A 20577-nucleotide genomic window follows, 5' to 3' on the forward strand; every position below is an offset into this window, starting at 1 on the left:
GTCCTGGCGGGGAGGTTTCACTTGATCAGGCCGTGTCTCAGTCGGCGGTCAGCAGCGGCGGCTTGCGCGAGGAGAGCCGCAGCTTGTCCGGGCCTTCTGTCTTCAGCACGAGCTTGTCGTCCTTGACCGTAACCTTCACGAGACCACCCTTGACCAGCTTGCCGAAGAGCAACTCCTCGGCCAGCGGCTTCTTGATGTTCTCCTGAATGACCCGACCCAGGGGACGCGCCCCCATCTTGTCGTCGTAGCCCTTGTCGGCCAGCCATTCGGCCGCCGGCTTGGTGAGCTCGATGGCGACGTTGCGGTCCATGAGCTGTGCTTCGAGTTGCAGAACGAACTTCTCGACAACCGAGAGGATCACCTCTTTCGGCAGCGGCTGGAAGCTGATCACCGCGTCCAGACGGTTGCGGAATTCCGGCGTGAAGGTCCGCTCGATGGCGGCGGTGTCCTCGCCCTCGCGGCGGTCACGGTTGAAGCCGATCGCCGCCTTGGCCTGCTCCGCCGCACCGGCGTTGGAGGTCATGATGAGGATCACGTTGCGGAAGTCCACGGTCCGGCCGTTGTGGTCGGTCAGCGCGCCGTGGTCCATCACCTGCAGCAGGATGTTGTAGACATCCGGGTGCGCCTTCTCGATCTCGTCGAGCAGGAGCACGCAGTGCGGGTGCTGGTCCACGCCATCGGTGAGCTGGCCACCCTGGTCGAAGCCGACATAGCCCGGAGGCGCGCCGATCAGACGGCTGACCGCGTGCTTCTCCATGTACTCGGACATGTCGAAGCGCAGCAGTTCCACGCCCAGGCTGGACGCAAGCTGCTTGGCCACCTCGGTCTTGCCGACGCCCGTGGGGCCGGCGAAGAGGTAGTTGCCGATCGGCTTCTCGGGTTCGCGCAGGCCGGCACGGGCCAGCTTGATCGCCGAGGACAGCGCCTCGATGGCATTGTCCTGACCGAAGACCACGCGCTTGAGCGTCGCTTCGAGGTCCTTGAGCACCTCGGCGTCGTTCTTGGAGACGTTCTTCGGGGGGATGCGGGCGATCTTGGCGACCACATCCTCGATCTCCTTGGTGCCGATGGTCTTGCGGCGCTTGCTCTCGGCCACCAGGTGCTGCGCGGCGCCGGCCTCGTCGATGACGTCGATGGCCTTGTCGGGCAGCTTGCGGTCATTGATGTAGCGGGCCGACAGTTCGACCGCGGTCCGGATCGCATCCTGGGTGTATTTGACCGAGTGGTGCTCCTCGAAATAGGGCTTGAGGCCCTTGAGGATTTTCACCGCGTCCTCGACCGAAGGCTCGCTCACGTCGATCTTCTGGAACCGGCGGCTGAGCGCGCGGTCCTTCTCGAAGTGCTGGCGGAACTCCTTGTAGGTGGTGGAGCCCATGGTGCGCAGCTTGCCGCCCTGAAGCGCGGGCTTCAGGAGGTTCGAGGCGTCCATGGCACCGCCCGAGGTCGCGCCGGCACCGATCACCGTGTGGATCTCGTCGATGAACAGCACCGCGTCGGGGTGTTCCTCGAGCTCGGTCACCACGGCCTTCAGCCGCTCTTCGAAGTCGCCGCGGTAGCGGGTGCCCGCGAGCAGCGCGCCCATGTCGAGCGAGTAGATGGTGGTGTTCGAGAGCACCTCGGGGGTGTCGCCGCTGACGATCTTGCGCGCCAGACCTTCGGCGATGGCGGTCTTGCCGACGCCGGGGTCGCCCACCAGCAGCGGATTGTTCTTGCGGCGGCGGCAGAGCACCTGGATGCAACGCTCCACTTCATGCTCGCGGCCGATCAGCGGGTCCACGTCGCCCTTGCGGGACTTGGCGTTGAGATCCACGCAGTATTTGGCCAGTGCCGACTCCTTGTTGTCGGAGGCCTGTGCGCTCTCGGTTTTCGTCTCTTCCTCCGACTCCTGCGCGCCGGTGACCGGGCGGCTCTCGCCGTAGGCGGGGTTCTTGGCCACGCCGTGGGCGATGAAGTTGACTGCGTCGTAACGGGTCATGTCCTGCTCTTGCAGGAAGTAGGCGGCGTTGCTCTCGCGCTCGGCGAAGATCGCGACAAGCACGTTGGCGCCAGTCACCTCGGTGCGGCCGGAGCTTTGCACGTGGATCGCGGCGCGCTGGATCACGCGCTGGAAGGCGGCCGTCGGCACGGCCTCGGATCCCTCGATGTCGGTGACCAGGTTGGAAAGGTCTTCGTCGATGAATTCAACAAGCGTGGTGCGCAGTTCCTCGGTGTCGACCGAGCAGGCTTTCATCACGCGGGCGGCGTCGGGTTCGTCGATGAGGGCCAGGAGAAGGTGCTCGAGAGTCGCAAATTCGTGGCTGCGGGAGTTCGCCAGCGCCAGGGCCGAATGAATTGCCTGCTCAAGAGTGTTCGAGAATGAAGGCACGGCGTGCTCCTTCCTGTCTGCGTCGGGCACGGGGCCCAACATTGCCTCTTACCGTTAAAGTTTGGTCGATCAGGACCATCCTTCAAGTGTTTTCTAGGCTTGCGGCGCTCACATTTGCCTCGGTGGGTGCAACGTGGCGTGAAAAGCGGCGGCCTAGAAGCGGTCTTTCCTGGAGCGGATTTCGGCAAAGACGACGGCATTCGTCGCCTCGGTCAAACCGAGCCGCTCGCGGATCTCGGGGGAGTCCGGTCGCAGGAAAGGGTTGGTGGCCAGTTCCTCGGACAGCGCGCAGGAGGCGGTGGGTCGCCCCTCTGTCCGGGCTTTGGCGATGGCGTCACACCGAGATTTAAGCTCGGCGTTCTCTGGTTCAATAGTAAGCGCAAATCGGGCGTTGGCGGAAGTGTATTCGTGGCCCGAGCAAATCATCGTGTCCGGCGGCAGCGCCATGAGCCGCTGCATCGAGGCCCACATCATTTCGGCGTCCCCCTCGAACAGCCGTCCGCAGCCAAGTGCCATGAGGCTGTCGGCGGTGAAGGCGGCCTGCGCCTGCGGCATGTAGAAGGCGACATGGCCGAGCGTATGGCCCGGCACATCGATCACATGCACCCCGACGCCCGCGATCGAGACCTCGTCGCCGCCGCCGACCAGCTCGTCCAGCCCCGCAATCTTCGCGGCCTCGGCGCGGGGGCCGATGACGATGCAGCCGTAGCGGTCGCGCAGTTCGGCGATTCCGCCGACGTGGTCGTGGTGGTGGTGGGTGATGAGAATCGCCGAGAGCGTCCAGCCGCGCGCGTCGAGCGCCGCCATGATCGGCGCCGCCTCGGGGGCATCGATCAGGATCACCCCGTCCGGCCCGTTGACCAGGTAGGCATAGTTGTCGCTCAGGCAGGGGACCGTGACGATCTCGAGGGGCATGGCTTTTCCTTCAAGGCTTTGACAGAGTGACTAGCGAGAGTGACCCAGACTGACGCAAGGGACGACGGCCCGCAATGCATCCGGACGTGCAGGCGCTTCGCGACTTCTATTATCGCAGCGCGCTTGGCCGCGTGGCGCGCGGCGCCCTACGCGACCAGGTGCTGCGATTCTGGCCCGAGGCGCAGGGGCTGAACGTGGCGGGCTACGGCTTTGCCGTGCCGGTGCTGCGGCCCTATCTTTCCCAGGCCCGCCGGGTCATGGCGCTGATGCCTGCGCCGCAGGGGGTGATGCGCTGGCCTGCGGGAATGCCGAACGTCTCGGTGCTGACCGAAGAGATGCTCTGGCCGGTGGAAACAGGGCACCTCGACCGGCTCGTGGTCATGCATGGGCTCGAGACCTGCAACAATGTCACCGCGCTGCTCGATGAATGCTACCGCACGCTCGGGCCGGGGGGCGAAGTGCTGTTCATCGTGCCCAACCGGTCGGGGCTCTGGGCGCGCTCGGAAAGCACGCCCTTCGGACAGGGCAGGCCCTATTCGCTCAGCCAGCTCGACGCCCAGCTCAAGGCCCATGACTTCCTGCGCGTGGCGAATGCCTCGGTGCTCTACCAGCCGCCCTCGACCCGGCGCTTCTGGATGAAGACCGCCCCGGCTTGGGAACGGATTGGCCGGACGGTGCCGGCGGTGATGGCTGGAGGAGTGCTGATGGTGCGCGCCTCGAAGCGCTTCCCGCCGCAGCGCAATGGCATCGGAGACCGGGTGCGCGTCCCGAGCCCGCTGGAGGTGTTGAGCCCCGCCCCGAGCAAGGAGCCCAAGGCGGTTTGAGCCGCGATCGTGGGCAAAAAGATTCGCCGGAACGCTTCCAGGAGCACATATCTCCTTAAGATTGTGACCCGTCTGGCACGTTTGCGCTAGCGTGACGCATGATCAAAAACTGCGCTCTCGTGACGCATTATTTCCAACGCTCACGAAAAAGCGAGACATTCCATAGCCCTGTCTGCCGCAATGCCGCGAGAGACCGATCAGGGACCGGAAAAGCTACGCTCCGCAGATGGTTAAATGGCCGTTAGCATGTTGCGAGGTCCCCGGCGCTCTGATAGATCGACGGCGATTTCGACGCCTTGAGGGCTTCAGGGCAGGGACAACGCCTCCGGATGCCGGATTACTTCCGTGCGTCGCGGGGGCCTCATATCGGAAGGGTGGACGTGTCTGAACCAGCTTCGATCTCCAGCGGCATCGCGGCGCGCTATGCCACGGCGGTCTTTGGGATCGCCAAAGAGGAAAAAGCGCTCGACAAGCTCGAGAGCGGTATCGACGATCTGTCCGCCGCACTCGGTGAAAGCGCTGAGCTGAAGGATCTGATCTCTTCGCCGGTCTACACCCGCGAAGCGCAGGGCAAGGCAATCACGGCAATCGCTGCGAAGATGGGCCTCGCGCCCGTGCTGACGAACACGCTGGGGCTGATGGCCTCCAAGCGCCGTCTCTTCGCGCTGCCGCAGCTCATTGCCCACCTGCGCGAGATGATCGCGGCAGAGAAGGGTGAGGTGACCGCCGAGGTGACCTCTGCCATCGAGCTGACCCCGGCGCAGGCCAACGAGCTTGCCGCGACGCTGAAGTCGCAGATCGGCTCGGACGTGAAGATCAAGTCGACCGTGGATGAGAGCCTCATCGGCGGTCTCGTTGTTAAGGTGGGCTCGAAGATGGTCGATACGTCGATCCGCTCGAAGCTCAACTCCCTCCAGAATGCAATGAAAGAGGTCGGATAAATGGGTATCCAAGCAGCCGAGATTTCTGCGATCCTAAAGGAGCAGATCAAGAACTTCGGTCAGGAGGCCGAAGTCGCAGAAGTGGGTCGCGTGCTGTCCGTCGGTGACGGCATCGCACGTGTCCACGGTCTCGACAGCGTGAAAGCCGGCGAGATGGTCGAATTCCCGGGCGGCATCATGGGTATGGCGCTGAACCTGGAAGCGGACAACGTCGGTGTGGTGATCTTCGGCTCCGACCGGGACATCAAGGAAGGCGACGTCGTCAAGCGCACCAACTCGATCGTGGACGTGCCGGCGGGCGAAGCCCTGCTTGGCCGCGTGGTCGACGGCCTCGGCAACCCGCTCGACGGCAAGGGTCCGATCGCAGCATCCGAGCGTCGCATCGCCGACGTGAAGGCGCCGGGCATCATCCCGCGTAAGTCGGTGCACGAGCCGATGGCAACCGGCCTGAAGTCGGTCGACGCGATGATCCCGATCGGCCGTGGCCAGCGCGAGCTGATCATCGGCGACCGCCAGACCGGCAAGACCGCGATCGCGCTCGACACCATCCTGAACCAGAAGTCGTACAACGACGCCGCCGGCGACGACGACAGCAAGAAGCTGTACTGCGTCTACGTGGCCGTCGGCCAGAAGCGCTCGACCGTTGCGCAGCTGGTGAAGCGCCTCGAAGCAACCGGCGCGATCGACTACTCGATCGTCGTGGCCGCAACCGCGTCCGACCCGGCTCCGATGCAGTACCTCGCGCCCTACACCGCGACCGCGATGGCAGAGTACTTCCGCGACAACGGCAAGCACGCGCTCATCATCTATGATGACCTGTCCAAGCAGGCCGTGTCCTACCGCCAGATGTCGCTGCTGCTGCGCCGCCCGCCGGGCCGTGAAGCCTATCCGGGCGACGTGTTCTACCTCCACTCGCGCCTGCTCGAGCGTTCGGCGAAGCTGAACGAGGATCACGGTGCCGGCTCGCTGACCGCGCTGCCGATCATCGAGACCCAGGGCGGCGACGTGTCGGCCTTCATCCCGACCAACGTGATCTCGATCACCGACGGCCAGATCTTCCTGGAAACCGAACTGTTCTTCCAGGGCATCCGCCCGGCCGTGAACACCGGTCTGTCGGTGTCGCGCGTTGGCTCCTCGGCTCAGACCAAGGCGATGTCCTCGGTTGCCGGCCCGGTGAAACTGTCGCTCGCGCAGTACCGCGAGATGGCGGCCTTCGCACAGTTCGGTTCGGACCTCGACGCCTCGACCCAGAAGCTGCTGAACCGCGGCGCGCGCCTGACCGAGCTGATGAAGCAGCCGCAGTACTCGCCGCTGACCAACGCCGAGATCGTCTGCATCATCTTCGCGGGCACCAACGGCTATCTGGACAACGTTCCGGTGAAGGAAGTCGGCAAGTACGAGGCTGCCCTGCTCGCGTTCCTGCGCGGCCAGCGCAAGGACATCCTCGAGTGGATCGAAAAAGACGATCCGAAGATCAAGGGTGAACCCGCGGACAAGCTGAAGGCAGTGCTCGACGAATTCGCCGCGACCTACGCCTGAGCGCCCTGAAAGGACAGGATTATGCCTAGCCTCAAGGACCTCAAGAACCGCATCTCCTCGGTCAAATCGACCCGGAAGATCACCAAGGCCATGCAAATGGTGGCCGCCGCAAAACTGCGGCGGGCACAGGATGCGGCCGAGATGTCGCGGCCTTACACCGAGCGCTTCAACGCGCTGCTCGGTGCTCTGGCCGCGTCGGTGGGCGGTAGCGCAACGGCGCCGAAGCTGCTCTCGGGCACCGGGAAGGACGACGTGCAACTGCTCGTCGTCATGACCGCCGAGCGCGGCCTTTGCGGGGGCTTCAACAGCTCCATCGTGAAGAAGGCGCGCACCCATATCGAAACGCTCAAGGCCGCTGGCAAGACGGTGAAGATCCTCACCGTCGGCAAGAAGGGCCGCGAGCAGCTCAAGCGTGACTACGGCGATCTGTTCGTCGGTCACGTCGACCTGAGCGATGTGAAGAAGATCGGCTACGCCGACGCCCAGAACATCGCGAAGGACATCCTCGTTCGTTTCGACGCCGAGGAATTCGACGTGGCGACCATCTTCTATTCGAAGTTCCAGTCGGTGATCTCTCAGGTCCCGATGGCGCAGCAGGTGATCCCGGCGCAGTTCGACGCGCCCGAGGGAGACGCTGGCGGGTCCACGCTCTACGAATACGAGCCCGGCGAGGAAGCCATCCTTGCCGATCTCCTGCCCCGTGGCGTCGCAACCCAGATCTTCTCGGCTCTGCTGGAGAACGCGGCCTCGGAACAGGGGGCTCGGATGAGCGCCATGGACAACGCCACGCGCAACGCGGGCGACATGATCGACAGGCTGACGATTGAATACAACCGTTCGCGTCAGGCGGTCATCACCAACGAACTGATCGAAATCATCTCGGGCGCCGAGGCGCTCTAAGAACCGGAGACGATAAATGGCAAACGCAAAAGGCAAAGTGACCCAGGTCATCGGCGCCGTGGTCGACGTGAAGTTCGACGACCACCTGCCCGAGATCCTGAACGCGCTGACCACCGAAAACGACGGCAAGAAACTGGTTCTTGAAGTCGCCCAGCACCTGGGTGAGAACACCGTTCGCACCATCGCCATGGACGCGACCGAAGGTCTCGTCCGCGGCCAGGCCGTGGAAGACACCGGCGGCCCGATCTCGGTGCCGGTCGGCAATGCGACCCTCGGCCGTATCCTGAACGTCGTCGGCGAGCCCGTCGATGAAAAGGGCCCGGTCAACGCAACCGAGACCCGTTCGATCCACCAGCCCGCTCCGAAGTTCGACGAACAGTCGACCGAGTCGGAAATCCTGGTCACCGGCATCAAGGTCATCGACCTGCTGGCCCCCTACTCCAAGGGCGGCAAGATCGGCCTGTTCGGCGGCGCCGGCGTGGGCAAGACCGTTCTCATCATGGAACTGATCAACAACATCGCAAAGGTGCACTCGGGCTACTCCGTGTTTGCCGGTGTTGGCGAGCGGACCCGTGAAGGCAACGACCTCTACCACGAGATGATCGAATCCAACGTGATCAAGCCCGACAACCTCGAGGAATCGCAGGTGGCGCTGGTCTACGGCCAGATGAACGAACCGCCGGGAGCCCGTGCCCGCGTCGCCCTGACCGGCCTGACCCTGGCCGAGCAGTTCCGTGACCAGTCCGGCACCGACGTTCTGTTCTTCGTCGACAACATCTTCCGCTTCACGCAGGCAGGCTCGGAAGTGTCCGCACTTCTCGGCCGTATCCCGTCCGCAGTGGGCTACCAGCCGACGCTGGCGACCGACATGGGCGCGATGCAGGAACGCATCACCTCGACCAAGAACGGCTCGATCACCTCGATCCAGGCCGTCTACGTTCCCGCGGACGACCTTACCGACCCGGCACCGGCGACGACCTTCGCGCACCTCGACGCGACGACGGTTCTCAACCGTGCCATCTCGGAACTCGGCATCTACCCCGCCGTGGACCCGCTCGACAGCTCGTCGCGTCTGATGGACCCGGCCGTTGTCGGCCAGGAACACTACGACGTGGCCTTCGCCGTGCAGGGTATCCTCCAGCGCTACAAGTCGCTGCAGGACATCATCGCGATCCTCGGCATGGACGAACTGTCGGAAGAGGACAAGCTGACCGTGGCCCGCGCCCGGAAGATCCAGCGTTTCCTCTCGCAGCCGTTCGACGTTGCGAAGGTGTTCACCGGCTCCGACGGTGTGCAGGTTCCGCTCGAGGACACCATCTCGTCCTTCAAGGCCGTGGTGAACGGTGAGTACGACCACCTGCCCGAGGGCGCCTTCTACATGGTCGGCGGCATCGACGAAGTGCTCGCGAAGGCCGAGAAAATGGCTGCAGACGCGGCCTGAGACCAGCGGGGGGCCTCGCGCCCCCCAGTAACCGGAGGCCCAAATGGCTGAAACGATGCAATTCGACCTGGTGAGCCCCGAGCGCAACCTGATGTCGGCTGCCGTCACGGCAGTGCAGATTCCGGGCACCGAGGGCGATCTGACGGCGATGCCCAACCACGCGCCGATGATCACCACGCTGCGTCCGGGCATCCTCAAGGTCGAGACCGAGACCGGCACCCAGGAGTTCGTCGTCACCGGCGGCTTCGCCGAGATCGGCCAGTCGGTCAGCGTGCTGGCCGAGAAGGCCGTGCCGCATGGCGACATGGACCAGGCGACCTACGACGCGCTCGTGGAAGAAGCTGTCATGGCCTACAAGGCCGCGAAGGAAGCTGCTCCCGAGAACGAGCCGGGCCCCGTGGACGAGGCAGCCAAGCTGCTTCAGGACATGGTGGCGGTGGGCACGCATATCGGGCTCGACCCGAAAGCGGCCAACCTCAACTACTGAGCCTGGCGTTCGAGACATGCAAAGGCCCCGCGCAAGCGGGGCCTTTTGCCTTTCCGGGGGGAGGGGCGCTGCTGCCAGTTCCTGGCGGGATCAGCTGGTAGACAGGGTGCAGCAAGATCCAGGAGCCTGTCATGACCCCCAATCTCATTCTCTTCTACGTCGCCGACCCGGTGGCCAGCGCGGCCTTCTACGAACGCCTGCTCGAAACCCCGCCCGAGGCGGTCTTTCCCACCTACGCCGCCTTCGCTTTCGAAAGCGGCCTGTCGCTGGGGCTCTGGTCGGAATCGGCGAAGGATTTCGTCTCGGGCGGCAGCGGCCACCGGTCCGAGCTGGCCTTCATGGTCCCGGACGATGCCGAGGTGGAGCGCCTGCACGAGGTCTGGCGGGCCATGGGGGTCGAAATCGAGCAGGCGCCGATCGATGCGGTCTTTGGCCGGACCTTCGTCGCCCGCGATCCCGATGGCCACCGCATCCGCGTCTGCACGCCGGACGACTGACCGGCAAGATCCTGCGCTTTATGGGTAATTTCCCGTTTCCTTCGCACCCGAGTTGCACAAAACTGCGCGCCAGGTGAAGAAGGAAGACCTGATGCGGAAACTGCGCGGCGCCTGGGTCGGCATCGACCAGGGGAACGAGGACCTGTTTTCGGAATTCGAGAGCGGCGGCACCATGTGGACCGGCTCGGGGGACCGTGAGCGCAGGCGTCATATCAGTTTCGCCGAGCCCTTCGCCAGCCCGCCGAATGTTCAGGTCGTGCTGTCGCTCTGGGATATCGACAATGGCGGGAACATCCGTGCCGACCTCGGGGCCGAGAATGTCTCGGAGACAGGGTTCGACATGGTGTTCCGCACATGGTCCGACACGCGCGTGGCGCGCGTGCGTCTGTCTTGGATGGCAATCGGAGAGGTGCGGGGCGAGGATGACTGGCTCATCGACTAGCCCTTCGCTGGGGTGCTATGGCCTCAGCGGCCGTAGGCGGCTTGCCAGGCGATGTCGCGGATGTTGGTGCGGTGGAAACCGATGTCGGCCAGTTCGCGGTCGCTGTATGCGTCGAGTTCGCGCACCACGCGGTGATATTCGGCGCGGCGCGAGCGGGCGATCTTGAAACGCGCGATCATGCGGCCGAGGCCGCCGCGGTCGGAAGTGGTCGGAAGACTGTGGATGTCCGTCGTTGCCATGATGGCCTCCTGTGTTCGGGATGCCGCTCACATCGTGATTTCCGGGCGAACTCACAAGCGACGTGAGGAGAACCCCGCAATGCAGGGCTTGCATGACGGCGAAAAACCGTGGTGGCGGGCCTAGATAGGCTTTTCGAAATAGACCCGGTCGAAGCCCTTTTCCCGCACCCGGAGGGCCTCGCGGTAGCCGAGCCGGGGGTAGAGCACGAGATTCTCGGTCATCAGCAGGTTGGTGTAGAGGCGGATTCGGTCGAAACCGGCGGCGCGCGCCTCTGCCTCGGCGAGGTCCATCAACGCTCGCCCGAGCCCTTTGCCCTGTGCACGAGGCGAGACGGCGATGTTGTCGAGCAACATCGCGTCCTGCTGCGGCAGAAGCACCAGCAAGGCGACGACCTCGCCGTCAATCTCGGCCACGTGGACACGCTCCGCGGCGATGAGCGCCGCATAGTCGTCGAGCATCGGGCCGGGCTTTTGGCCCATGCGCGGGATGTAGGGGGAATAGGCCGCCTCGACGATCGCTTCGATCTGGCCGAGGTCGGCGGGATGCGCCCGCCGGATCAGCGGCGGGCGCGCAGACATCAGAGGATGCCTTCGTAGATCGGGCCGAGCACTTCGGTCTCGAACAGCGACGAGACCGAGGTGCCGTTCCAGATGTTCAGGATCGCCTGCGCGAAGATCGGCGCGGTCGGCAGGATGCGGATGTTCGGTGCCCCTGCGACGGCATCGGTTGCCGCGATCGAGTCGGTGATCACCAGCGACTTCATCACCGACTTGGTGACACGCTCGACGGCCGGGCCGGACAGGACGCCGTGGGTGATGTAGGCGTGCACCTCGGTGGCGCCGTGGTCCATCAGCACCTCGGCGGCCTTGCAGAGCGTGCCCGCGGTGTCGCAGATGTCGTCGACGATGATGCACTTCTTGCCGGTGACGTCACCGATCACCGTCATCTCGGCGATCTCGCCCGGCTTCTCGCGGCGCTTGTCGACGATGGCGAGCGGGGCGTTGATCCGCTTGGCCAGTTCGCGGGCACGGGCCACGCCGCCGACGTCCGGCGAGATGACCATGACGTCCTGCAGCGAGTCCTTGAACTGCTGCTGGATATCGAGTGCGAAGATCGGCGAGGCGTAGAGGTTGTCCACCGGGATGTCGAAGAAGCCCTGGATCTGCGCTGCGTGCAGGTCCATGGTCAGCACCCGCTCGATGCCGGCCTCGTGAATCATGTTGGCGACCAGCTTGGCGGTGATCGGGGTGCGCGCCTTGGTGCGGCGGTCCTGGCGGGCGTAGCCGAAGTAGGGGATCACGGCGGTGATGCGCGCGGCCGAGGAACGGCGCAGCGCGTCGGCCATGATCAGCAGCTCCATCAGGTTGTCGTTCGCCGGGTTCGAGGTCGGCTGGAGGATGTACATGTCCTCGCCGCGGACGTTCTCGTAGACCTCGACGAAGATCTCCTGGTCGTTGAACCGCTCGACGCGGGCATCGACGAGCCCGACCGCGCCGCCGCGGTAGAGCGACATGCGCCGTGCGATGGCGTTCGCGAGCGGCTTGTTGGCATTACCCGCGATGAGCTTGGGTTCGATGACGGTGGGCATTTGGGAGGCTCCGGCGTTACGGAATGACAGATTCGTGACGTTGCGGTCGCCTTAACACGCAGTTAGCGTGGGGCAAAGATACACGGAAGGGCATGTGACCCCATGGCACAAATCCAGTACTATTTTTCGATGTTGTCGCCCTTTGCCTACCTCGCCGGGCCTCGGTTCGAGGAGGTGGCGGCAAAGCATGGCGCTGAGGTGGTCTACAAGCCCTTCGACATCATGGCGCTCTTCCCGCGCACCGGCGGCGCGCCGCTGGGCCAGCGCCACCCGTCGCGGATCGATTACCGCAACGTGGACCTGCCGCGGCAGGCGAAGAAGGCCGGGCTGCCGCTGAACCTCAAGCCGATGTACTGGCCGACCAATGCCGCGCCCTCGTCCTATGCGATCATCGCTGCGTCGAAGGCCGGGGGAGGCGACGTCGGTGGATTGATCCACACGCTGCTGCGGAACTGCTGGGCCGAGGAAAAGGACATCGCCGAGGATGCGGTGATCAAGGCGGCGCTGGAAGGGAATGGCTTCGACCCGTCGCTGGCTGACAGCGGCCTGCTGGTCGGAGCCGAAACCTATGCCGCCAACCTCGAAGAGGCCGTGGGCGCCGGGGTCTTCGGCTCGCCCTTCTGGATCACCGCGGAAGGGGAGAAATTCTGGGGGCAGGACCGGCTCGAGGATCTCGACCTGCATCTGAGCGGAAAGCTCTGAAAGGGGCGGCCCGGCGCTCTGCCGGGCCGTGCCATGCTCGGGAAGGTCAGCCCTTCTGGCCGATTTTCGACTCGGTGCCCTTGCGGATGCGGTCGATGTTCTCGCGGTGACGCCAGAAGATCAGCACCGTCAGCACCAGCGTCAGCGCGGTCATCTCGATCTGCCCGAAGAGCACCATCCAGAGCGACGACAGCAGCGCCGCCACCAGAGCGCCCAGCGACGAGATGCGCGACATGGCCGCCGCGGCGAGCCAGCTGGCGCAGGTGATCAGCCCCACCGGCCAGTGCAGCGCGAGGATGAGGCCGATGAAGGTCGCCACGCCCTTGCCGCCTTTGAACTTCAGCCAGACCGGGTAGCAATGCCCGAGGAAGGCCGCGAGACCCGCCAGCTGCGCGGCATCCTCGCCCGCCAGCCAGCGCGCCAGCAGCACCGCCACCGCGCCCTTGCCTCCGTCAAGGATCAGCGTGCCTGCCGCCGCCGCCTTGTTGCCGGTGCGCAGCACGTTGGTCGCGCCGATATTGCCCGAGCCGATCGAGCGCAGGTCGCCGAGGTTCATCGCGCGGGTCAGCAGCAGGCCGAAGGGAATCGAGCCGAGCAGGTAGCCGAGCGCCGCCCAGAGGATCAGCACGGCAACCGATGAGGTGATCTCGGGCAGCATGTCAGGCGCTCCAGACAGGGGTTCCGGCGACGAGGGTCTGCAGCACCTTGCCTTGCAGCCGCGCCCCGTCAAAGGGGGTATTCTTGGATTTCGACTGCAGCTTGAAGCGGTCGAGGATGAAAGGCTTGTCGGCGTCGAAGATCACCAGGTCGGCGGGCGCGCCCGCGCTCAGGCGGCCGCAGTCCAGTCCAAGCCTTTTCGCCGGGTTCAGCGACAACCCGCGGAACAGTGTCGGCAGATCGACCTCTCCCGCGTGGTAGAGCCGCAGCAGCACCGGCAGCATGGTCTCGAGACCCACCGCGCCCGAGGCGGCCTCCTCGAAGGGCAGGCGCTTCGACTCTTCGTCCTGCGGCGTGTGGAACGAGCCGATGACGTCGATCAGACCGGTCCGCAGTGCCTCCAGCACCGCCTGCCGGTCGTCCTCGGAGCGCAGGGGCGGCTTGACCTTGAAGAAGGTGCGGTAATCGGCAACGTCCATCTCGTTCAGCGTCAGATGGTGCATCGAGATGCCCGCCGTCACGTCGAAGCCGTTGTTCTTGGCACGCTCCAGCGCCGGCAGGGCGCGGGCGGTGGTGATCTGGTCGGCGTGGTAGCTGACCCCGGTCATCTCGACGAGCGCGATGTCGCGGTCGAGCCCCATGCGCTCGGCCATCGGCGAGACGGCGGGCAGGCCGCGCAAGCTCGCGAACTTGCCCGAACTGGCCGCGGCGCCTTTCGACAGGATCGGCTCCTGCGGGTGGCCCATGACCAGCGCGCCGAGCGAGCGGGCGTAGCCCATGGCGCGCGACAGCACCTTGGTGTCGGTGACCACGCGGTCGCAATCGGTGAAGGCCACGGCCCCGGCGTCGAGCAGGAAGCCGAGCTCGGTCATCTCGCGGCCCTCGCGGCCCTTGGTCAGCGCGGCCATGGGCAGTACGTTGACCGGCGCGGTCTCGTTGGCGCGGCGGCGGATGAACTCCAGCACCTCGGGGGTGTCGATGGCCGGCGAGGTGTCGGGGCGGGTGACCATGGTGGTCACGCCCCCGGCGGCGGCGGCCATCCCGGCGGTCTTGAAGCTTTCCTTGTGGCGCTCGCCCGGCTCGCCGACCTTGACGCCGAGATCGACGATCCCGGGTGCGACATGCGCGCCGTTCAGGTCCCGCGCCTCGGTCTGGCCCTGCAGCGTGGCGATCTCGTCGGCCGAGGTCACAATGGCCTTGATCCGGCCACCCGAGAGCAGCAGCGCGCCTTCCGAGACGGTCCCGGCCTCGGGGTCGATCAGCCGGGCGTTGTAGAGCAGCGTGTCTTTCATTCGGTGCCTCCGGGGGGCGCAATCATGGGGGGCGGGGTCATGTTCAGGGCGGCGGAGGGGCGCATCATGCGGCCCTGAAGAAGGCGAAAAGCACCAGCAGCACCAGCACACCCAGCCCGAGCAGGGCATAGGTCAGCGCACGGCTGCGCGGCGCGTCCTCGCCGGGCGCGGGGCGATCCATGCTGCCGCGGGCGGCGGCGCTGCGCAGCTTGCCGGCGCGGGCACCCGCGCCCTCGGCTTCCTTGAAGGTGCCAATCCAGCGCAGCGGGGTCGAGATGGTCAGGTCCTGCGAGGTGTGATCGAAGGCGGCGCTCGGCAGGACCACCACGTGGCCCTTCAGAGCGTCGATCCGCGGCCTCATCTGGCGAAAATCCTCGTCGCCGACTTGGTAGGCCTCGGCGAGATAGGTCGAGAGCGGCATTTCTCCCAGATCGCGGATCGAGACCACGTCGATCCGCGAGGCCCGCAGCTTGCGCGCGCCAAGCGCGTACTGCAGCGGGAACTCCCCGGTGCCGGCCTGCGTGGTGAACCGCTCGACCGCCTCGGGGGGCAGGTCGAGGTGAAAGAGGCGAACCTCGCCATCTATCGAGCCGTTGATGTGCATCCTGGTCATGACGCGCCCCGCTCAGACCGCCAGCTCGGTGGGCCGGGCCCGCAGGTTCCGGGCGAGCAGGTCCATGGCGGCCATGCGTACGGCCACGCCCATCTCGACCTGCTCTTGGATCACCGAGCGGTTGATGTCGTCGGCGATGGTGCCGTCGATCTCGACGCCGCGGTTCATCGGGCCGGGGTGCATGACGATGGCGTCGGGCTTGGCATGGGCGAGCTTCTCGGCGTCCAGCCCCCAGCGGTGGTAGTACTCGCGTTCCGACGGGATGAAACCGCCGTCCATGCGCTCCTTCTGGAGCCGCAGCATCATCACCACGTCGACGTCCTTCAGCCCCTCGGCCATGTCGTCGTAGACCTCGGCACCGAAGTCGGCGATGCCCGAGGGCATCAGCGTCGACGGGCCGACGAGGCGGATGCGGTTCTCCATCTTGTGCAGCAGCAGCAGGTTCGAGCGCGCCACCCGCGAATGCGCGATGTCGCCGCAGATCGCGATGTTGAGCCGGTGCAGCCGGCCCTTGGCGCGGCGGATGGTCTGCGCATCCAGCAGCGCCTGCGTCGGGTGCTCGTGCTTGCCGTCACCGGCGTTGATCACCGCGCAGTTCACCTTCTGCGCCAAGAGGTCCACCGCGCCGGAATGCGGGTGACGCACGACCAGCAGGTCGGGGTGCATGGCGTTCAGCGTCAGCGCCGTGTCGATCAGCGTCTCGCCCTTCTTGATCGAGCTCGCCTGCATCGACATGTTCATCACATCGGCCCCGAGCCGCTTGCCGGCCAGTTCGAAACTGGACTGCGTGCGGGTGGAGTTCTCGAAGAACATGTTGATCTGGGTGAGCCCGGCCAAGGCGCTGGCGTGCTTCTCGCGCTGGCGCGACAGGGTCACGTAGCGGTCGGCGAGATCGAGCAGCGTGGTGATTTCGTCCGGACGAAGGGGCTCGATGCCCAGAAGGTGGCGCTGGTCGAAACGCATGGAACTGCTCCCCTGAAGTTGCCGCGGTTATAGAAACGCGGGGCCCGCGCGACAAGTGGTCGCGACACTGCGGCGAATGCCCGCCCTCGCATGCCGGCGGATGTGGATGCGGATGGCGCGCTCAGGGGGCCTCAAGCAGAGTCACCGTTGTGTCGCCGTAACGGCGGCTGTCGAGGGCGGTGAAGCCCTCGGGAGCCTCCTGCGGGCCGCTCTCCTCCCAGACGATCAGCGCCTTGGGGGCGAGCCAACCCTGCGCGCGTCCGGCCTCCAGCGCCTTGGTGCCGAGGTTCAGCCCGTAGGGCGGATCGAGGAAGACCAGCGTCGCGGGCGCTTCGGCGGGGGGCAACCGGGTCGCGTTGCAGGCGAGCGTCCGGGTGCGATCTTCGCAGCCGAGCAGGCGGATGTTCTGCTTGATCAGCTTCTGTGCCACGCGCCCGTCATCGACGAAGGTGGCAGAGACAGCGCCGCGCGACAGCGCCTCGAACCCCAGCGCGCCGGTCCCGGCGAAGAGATCGAGCACCACGGCCCCGTCGAAGGGTTCGCCGAAGCGGCCGCCGCCGAGCATGTTGAACAGGCTCTCCCGCACGCGGTCGGTGGTCGGGCGCAGATGCGCGCCGGGATCGCCCTTGCCGACGGCGGTGAGCGCGCGGCCGCGCCAGTCTCCGGCGATGATCCTCATGCCTTCAAAAGCGCCTTGAGGTCGCTGGCTGCGTCGGCAATCACCTCGGGATCGGCGCTCTTGCCAGCCTCGATCAGCCGCTTGCCAACCATGTAGGCGCGCGGATCGTTCATCGCATCGAGGGCGATGAGCTGGCCCTCGCGGTAATACCAATGCGACACCGGCCCCTCGCCTGTGCCGCGCCGCACGACGCGGTCGTAGCCCGCGTTGAGCCCGGCGATCTGCAGCTTCACGTCGAACTGGTCCGACCAGAACCACGGCCTGGGCAGGTAGGGTGCCTCGGCACCCATGATGTTGTCCGCCACTGCCTCGGCCTGGTCGATGGCATTGCCGACGCTCTCCAGCCGCGCCTGCCCGCCGCCGAGCGGGAAGGAGGCGCAGTCCCCGGCCGCCCAGACATGCGGCACCGAGCAGCGGCCCAGGGCATCGGTGCGGATGCCGTTCTCGATGGCGATGCCCGCCGCCTCGGCGACCGAGGTCTCGGGCAGGATGCCGACGCCGACGATGACGAAATCGGCGGGCAGGGTGGTGCCGTCGGTCAGCTCCGCCGCGATGACCCTGCCGCCCTCGCCAACCAGCTTGCCAAGCCCCACGCCCTCGCGAAGGTCGACGCCATGGCCCTTGTGCAAGGCGCGGAACCAGTCCGAGGTTTCGGGCGCGGCGACGCGCTGCAGGATGCGCTCGGCCATCTCGACCAGCGTGACCTCGAGCCCCAGCTTGCGCGCAACAGCCGCGGCTTCGAGCCCGATATAGCCGCCACCAACGATCAGCACGCGTGCCCCTTCTGCAAATCGGGGCCGCATGGCTTCGACATCGGCGAGTCCGCGCACCACGCAGACCCCGTCGAGATCGCCGCCGATCGCGGCGGGCAGGCGGCGCGGGGCCGAGCCGGTGCAGAACACCAGCTCGTCATAGGCGATCTCGCGGCCCCCGGCGATCACCTGCCGCGCCCCGGTGTCGACCGAAAGGGCGGGTTCGCCCAGCATCAGCGTGATCTTCTGTTCGTCGTAATAGGCGCGCGGGCGCAGGTAGAGACGCTCTTTCTCCATCTCGCCCAGCAGGTAGGCCTTGGACAGCGGCGGACGTTGGTAGGGCGGTTCGGCCTCGTTGCCGATCACGGTGATCTCGCCGTCGAACCCTTTGGTCCGCAGGCGGGCCACCAGCGAGGCGGCCGCCTGTCCCGCGCCGATCACAACAACATGCCCCATCGCCGTCCTCTTTCCGCTTTCCCGTGATTTCAGCGAAACCTATATCTCGCTGTGTCGGAAACGCAAATGATGGAGAAACTGCATGGCGATATCCGCTGGAGACCGGCTGCCCGAGGCAACCTTGCTGAAACTGGGCGAGGCCGGCCCCGAACAGGTGTCGCTCGGAGAGACGCTGTCGGGCCGCAAGGTGGTGATCTTCGCGCTGCCCGGCGCCTTCACCCCGACCTGTTCCTCCGCGCATGTCCCGAGCTTCATGCGCACCAAGGCAGGCTTCGACGCCAAGGGCGTGGACGAGATCATCTGCATCTCGGTCAACGATCCCTTCGTCATGAAAGCCTGGGGCGAGGCCACCGGTGCCACCGAGGCCGGGCTGACGATGCTGGCCGACCCCGAGTGCGCCTTCACCGCCGCCATCGGCATGGAATTCAGCGCCGAGCCGGCCGGGCTCATCCGCCGCTCGAAGCGTTACGCGATGTATGTCGAGGATGGCACGGTGTCGGTGTTCCACGAGGAGACAGGCCGCGGCACCTGCGAGATCTCGGGCGGCGAGGCGCTGCTGGCGGCGATCTGAGCGAAACGGCGACCGGCGGCGCGGATGGCGCCGCCGGTTGTGCGTATTTGGAAAGAGAAGAAGGACGGACATGCGCTTCTTCTCTTTCCAAATACGCATGGCGCGACCTCGCCACCGGCGCGCGCGGGAGAGAGGGGAGAGAGGCACCGCGGCAGGCCCCTCTCCCTGGACCCTTCCCGGGTGGCTCAGAGCGCGTCGAGCTTGCGCGCGAGCTTGGCGTCGAGCGCGCTGAGCCCGCCCACGTCATGAGTGGTGAGCCTGACCTCCACCGTCTTGTAGACATTGCGCCAGTCGGGGTGGTGGTTCCATTTCTCGGCCCAGAGCGCCGCTCGGGTCATCCAGGCGAAGGCCTCGGTGAAATCGGCGAATTCGAAAGTCTTGCAGAGCGTGTCCTCTGCGGCATTCAGCTCCCAGCCGTTTTCGAACAGCGGTGCCAGCATCGTTTCGCGGCCGGTGTCGGAGAGCTTTTCGGTCATTGGGTGTCCTTCCCGTGGTCTTTCCGGAACGGCCCGTAGGCGGTGAGCACCTCGATGTCCTCGTCCACGGCCCGTGCCTCCGCCTCCAGATAGTGCGCCACGGCGCGGGCAAAGCCCTTGTCGGGGAACCAATGCAGCGAATGCGTCAGGCTCGGCAGGTATCCGCGCGCCAGCTTGTGCTCGCCCTGTGCCCCGGCCTCGACCCGCGACAGATCCCGCGCGATGGCGAAGTCGATCGCCTGATAGTAGCACGCCTCGAAATGCAGGCAGGGATGATCCTCGATGCAGCCCCAGTAGCGGCCAAAGAGCGCGTCGCGGCCAATGAAGTTGAGCGCCCCGGCGACGGGTTGCCCCGCGCGCTCGCAGATCACCAGGGCCACGTCGTCACGCATCGTCGCGTGGATCTCCTCGAAGAAGGCGCGGGTGAGGTAGGGGGTTCCCCATTTGCGGCTGCCGGTGTCCTGGTAGAAGGTCCAGAAGGCATCCCAGTGCTCGGGCTCGATCTCAGCGCCGGTGAGCATCAGGATCGTGCCGCCGAACTCCTGCGCCCGCGCCCGCTCCTTGCGGATCGCCTTGCGCTTGCGCGAGCTGAGATCGGCGAGGAAGCCGTCGAAATCCGCGTAGCCCCGGTTCAGCCAGTGGAACTGCTGGGTGACGCGGCGGAGCAGCCCCATGCGCTCGCCGGCGATGGCCTCGCCCTCGGTGCAGAAGGTGACGTGCAGCGAGCTGAGATCGTTCTCGGCGGTGAGTTGCACCGCCCCCTGTACCAGCGCCATCATGCCCTCGGCCTCGTGGCCGGGGCGGGTAAGAAAACGCCGCCCTGTGGCAGGGGTAAAGGGCACGGCGATCTGCAGTTTGGGGTAGTAGCGCCCACCGGCCTGCTCGTAGGCATGGGCGAAGCTGTGGTCGAAGATGTATTCGCCCTGGCTGTGGCCCTTGGCGTAGAGCGGCGCGACCGCGATGATCCGTCCTGCCTTTTCCGCCACCAGGTAGCGCGGGTCCCAGCCGGTGCCGCGCCCGACGGAGCCGGAGCGCTCGAGCGCGCGCAGGAATCGCCAGGTGGTGAAGGGATCGTCGGGCCGCCCGCCCTGCGCCGCCTCGGGGCAGGCGCAGGCATCCCAGTCGCTTTCGGAGACCTGCTCCAGCGTGGTCAGCACGGTGATCGCGATGGTGTCGCCCGAGGGCGGCTCGGAGGTCGGGCTGGGGCTCTGATCGGTCATGCGAGGATCTCGGCGCT

General features: G+C 66.0%; 23 protein-coding genes. 10 read left to right on the plus strand and 13 right to left on the minus strand.

The window, feature by feature from the left end; translation table 11 throughout:
• Positions 1 to 37: 37 nt before the first annotated feature.
• On the minus strand, positions 38 to 2365 hold the full coding sequence (gene clpA / locus IQ782_RS12830; protein WP_194135037.1) for an ATP-dependent Clp protease ATP-binding subunit ClpA: 2328 nt from the start codon (positions 2363 to 2365) through the stop codon (positions 38 to 40).
• 153 nt (positions 2366 to 2518) lie between these two features.
• Complete coding sequence (gene gloB, locus IQ782_RS12835) at positions 2519 to 3280, minus strand: hydroxyacylglutathione hydrolase (RefSeq protein WP_194135038.1); 762 nt, start codon at positions 3278 to 3280, stop codon at positions 2519 to 2521.
• Positions 3281 to 3354: 74 nt separating this feature from the next.
• Between gloB and IQ782_RS12840 the strand changes: the two genes are divergently transcribed.
• From IQ782_RS12840 to IQ782_RS12875, 8 genes are all read left to right on the plus strand, one after another.
• Entirely contained in the window at positions 3355 to 4104 is a 750-nt protein-coding gene (locus tag IQ782_RS12840; RefSeq protein ID WP_194135039.1) for a methyltransferase domain-containing protein, read from the plus strand.
• A gap of 380 nt (positions 4105 to 4484) precedes the next feature.
• On the plus strand, positions 4485 to 5045 hold the full coding sequence (locus IQ782_RS12845; protein ID WP_338092586.1) for a F0F1 ATP synthase subunit delta: 561 nt from the start codon (positions 4485 to 4487) through the stop codon (positions 5043 to 5045).
• Positions 5046 to 6584, plus strand: a complete 1539-nt coding sequence (gene atpA, locus IQ782_RS12850) for a F0F1 ATP synthase subunit alpha (protein ID WP_194135041.1) — start codon at positions 5046 to 5048, stop codon at positions 6582 to 6584.
• Between the two features lie 21 nt (positions 6585 to 6605).
• Complete coding sequence (locus IQ782_RS12855; RefSeq protein ID WP_194135042.1) at positions 6606 to 7484, plus strand: F0F1 ATP synthase subunit gamma; 879 nt, start codon at positions 6606 to 6608, stop codon at positions 7482 to 7484.
• Between the two features lie 16 nt (positions 7485 to 7500).
• A complete protein-coding gene (gene atpD, locus IQ782_RS12860) occupies positions 7501 to 8925 on the plus strand; it encodes a F0F1 ATP synthase subunit beta (RefSeq protein WP_194135043.1) in 1425 nt (474 codons plus the stop codon).
• 43 nt (positions 8926 to 8968) lie between these two features.
• The gene (locus tag IQ782_RS12865; protein ID WP_092427926.1) at positions 8969 to 9412 is read left to right on the plus strand and encodes a F0F1 ATP synthase subunit epsilon; all 444 of its coding nucleotides are present in this window, start codon (positions 8969 to 8971) and stop codon (positions 9410 to 9412) included.
• Positions 9413 to 9543: 131 nt separating this feature from the next.
• On the plus strand, positions 9544 to 9909 hold the full coding sequence (locus tag IQ782_RS12870) for a VOC family protein (protein WP_194135044.1): 366 nt from the start codon (positions 9544 to 9546) through the stop codon (positions 9907 to 9909).
• Between the two features lie 91 nt (positions 9910 to 10000).
• A complete protein-coding gene (locus IQ782_RS12875; protein WP_194135045.1) occupies positions 10001 to 10351 on the plus strand; it encodes an H-type lectin domain-containing protein in 351 nt (116 codons plus the stop codon).
• 23 nt (positions 10352 to 10374) lie between these two features.
• On the opposite strand, the gene IQ782_RS12880 is transcribed toward IQ782_RS12875, so the two are convergent.
• The 3 genes from IQ782_RS12880 to IQ782_RS12890 all read right to left on the minus strand — a co-directional run bounded on the left by IQ782_RS12880 (position 10375) and on the right by IQ782_RS12890 (position 12179).
• Positions 10375 to 10590 carry a DUF1127 domain-containing protein gene (locus IQ782_RS12880; protein WP_194135046.1) on the minus strand — a complete coding sequence of 72 codons (216 nt, stop codon included), beginning with the start codon at positions 10588 to 10590 and terminating at the stop codon, positions 10375 to 10377.
• Positions 10591 to 10710: 120 nt separating this feature from the next.
• Positions 10711 to 11169, minus strand: a complete 459-nt coding sequence (locus IQ782_RS12885) for a GNAT family N-acetyltransferase (RefSeq protein ID WP_194135047.1) — start codon at positions 11167 to 11169, stop codon at positions 10711 to 10713.
• Positions 11169 to 12179: a ribose-phosphate pyrophosphokinase gene (locus IQ782_RS12890; protein ID WP_194135048.1), complete on the minus strand. Its 1011-nt coding sequence runs from the start codon at positions 12177 to 12179 to the stop codon at positions 11169 to 11171. Before IQ782_RS12890 ends, IQ782_RS12885 begins: the two co-directional genes overlap by 1 nt.
• A 102-nt stretch (positions 12180 to 12281) precedes the next feature.
• On the opposite strand from IQ782_RS12890, the gene IQ782_RS12895 reads away from it, so the two are divergent.
• Positions 12282 to 12881: a 2-hydroxychromene-2-carboxylate isomerase gene (locus tag IQ782_RS12895; RefSeq protein ID WP_194135049.1), complete on the plus strand. Its 600-nt coding sequence runs from the start codon at positions 12282 to 12284 to the stop codon at positions 12879 to 12881.
• Between the two features lie 46 nt (positions 12882 to 12927).
• On the opposite strand, the gene plsY is transcribed toward IQ782_RS12895, so the two are convergent.
• The 6 genes from plsY to IQ782_RS12925 all read right to left on the minus strand — a co-directional run bounded on the left by plsY (position 12928) and on the right by IQ782_RS12925 (position 18293).
• On the minus strand, positions 12928 to 13539 hold the full coding sequence (gene plsY, locus IQ782_RS12900) for a glycerol-3-phosphate 1-O-acyltransferase PlsY (RefSeq protein WP_194135050.1): 612 nt from the start codon (positions 13537 to 13539) through the stop codon (positions 12928 to 12930).
• Position 13540: 1 nt separating this feature from the next.
• Positions 13541 to 14830 (minus strand): dihydroorotase, encoded by a 1290-nt coding sequence (pyrC, locus tag IQ782_RS12905; RefSeq protein ID WP_194135051.1) that lies wholly within the window; start codon positions 14828 to 14830, stop codon positions 13541 to 13543.
• Positions 14831 to 14894: 64 nt separating this feature from the next.
• Positions 14895 to 15443, minus strand: a complete 549-nt coding sequence (locus tag IQ782_RS12910; protein WP_194135052.1) for an aspartate carbamoyltransferase catalytic subunit — start codon at positions 15441 to 15443, stop codon at positions 14895 to 14897.
• 12 nt (positions 15444 to 15455) lie between these two features.
• Positions 15456 to 16406 (minus strand): aspartate carbamoyltransferase catalytic subunit, encoded by a 951-nt coding sequence (locus IQ782_RS12915; protein WP_194135053.1) that lies wholly within the window; start codon positions 16404 to 16406, stop codon positions 15456 to 15458.
• A 121-nt stretch (positions 16407 to 16527) separates the two neighbouring features.
• Positions 16528 to 17085 (minus strand): 16S rRNA (guanine(966)-N(2))-methyltransferase RsmD, encoded by a 558-nt coding sequence (rsmD, locus tag IQ782_RS12920; RefSeq protein ID WP_194135054.1) that lies wholly within the window; start codon positions 17083 to 17085, stop codon positions 16528 to 16530.
• Positions 17082 to 18293, minus strand: coding sequence for an NAD(P)/FAD-dependent oxidoreductase (locus IQ782_RS12925; protein WP_194135055.1), 1212 nt, complete (start codon positions 18291 to 18293; stop codon positions 17082 to 17084). The genes rsmD and IQ782_RS12925 overlap by 4 nt, the downstream gene beginning before the upstream one ends.
• Before the next feature lie 82 nt (positions 18294 to 18375).
• On the opposite strand from IQ782_RS12925, the gene IQ782_RS12930 reads away from it, so the two are divergent.
• Positions 18376 to 18864, plus strand: coding sequence for a peroxiredoxin (locus IQ782_RS12930; RefSeq protein ID WP_194135056.1), 489 nt, complete (start codon positions 18376 to 18378; stop codon positions 18862 to 18864).
• Between the two features lie 185 nt (positions 18865 to 19049).
• Here the strand turns inward: IQ782_RS12930 and IQ782_RS12935 are convergent, their stop codons facing one another.
• The gene (locus tag IQ782_RS12935; RefSeq protein ID WP_194135057.1) at positions 19050 to 19340 is read right to left on the minus strand and encodes a 4a-hydroxytetrahydrobiopterin dehydratase; all 291 of its coding nucleotides are present in this window, start codon (positions 19338 to 19340) and stop codon (positions 19050 to 19052) included.
• On the minus strand, positions 19337 to 20560 hold the full coding sequence (locus IQ782_RS12940) for a GNAT family N-acetyltransferase (protein ID WP_194135058.1): 1224 nt from the start codon (positions 20558 to 20560) through the stop codon (positions 19337 to 19339). The genes IQ782_RS12935 and IQ782_RS12940 overlap by 4 nt, the downstream gene beginning before the upstream one ends.
• Positions 20561 to 20577: the final 17 nt, after the last annotated feature.

This window comes from Salipiger mangrovisoli, from assembly GCF_015223355.1.
Taxonomy (GTDB): Bacteria; Pseudomonadota; Alphaproteobacteria; order Rhodobacterales; family Rhodobacteraceae; genus Salipiger; species Salipiger mangrovisoli.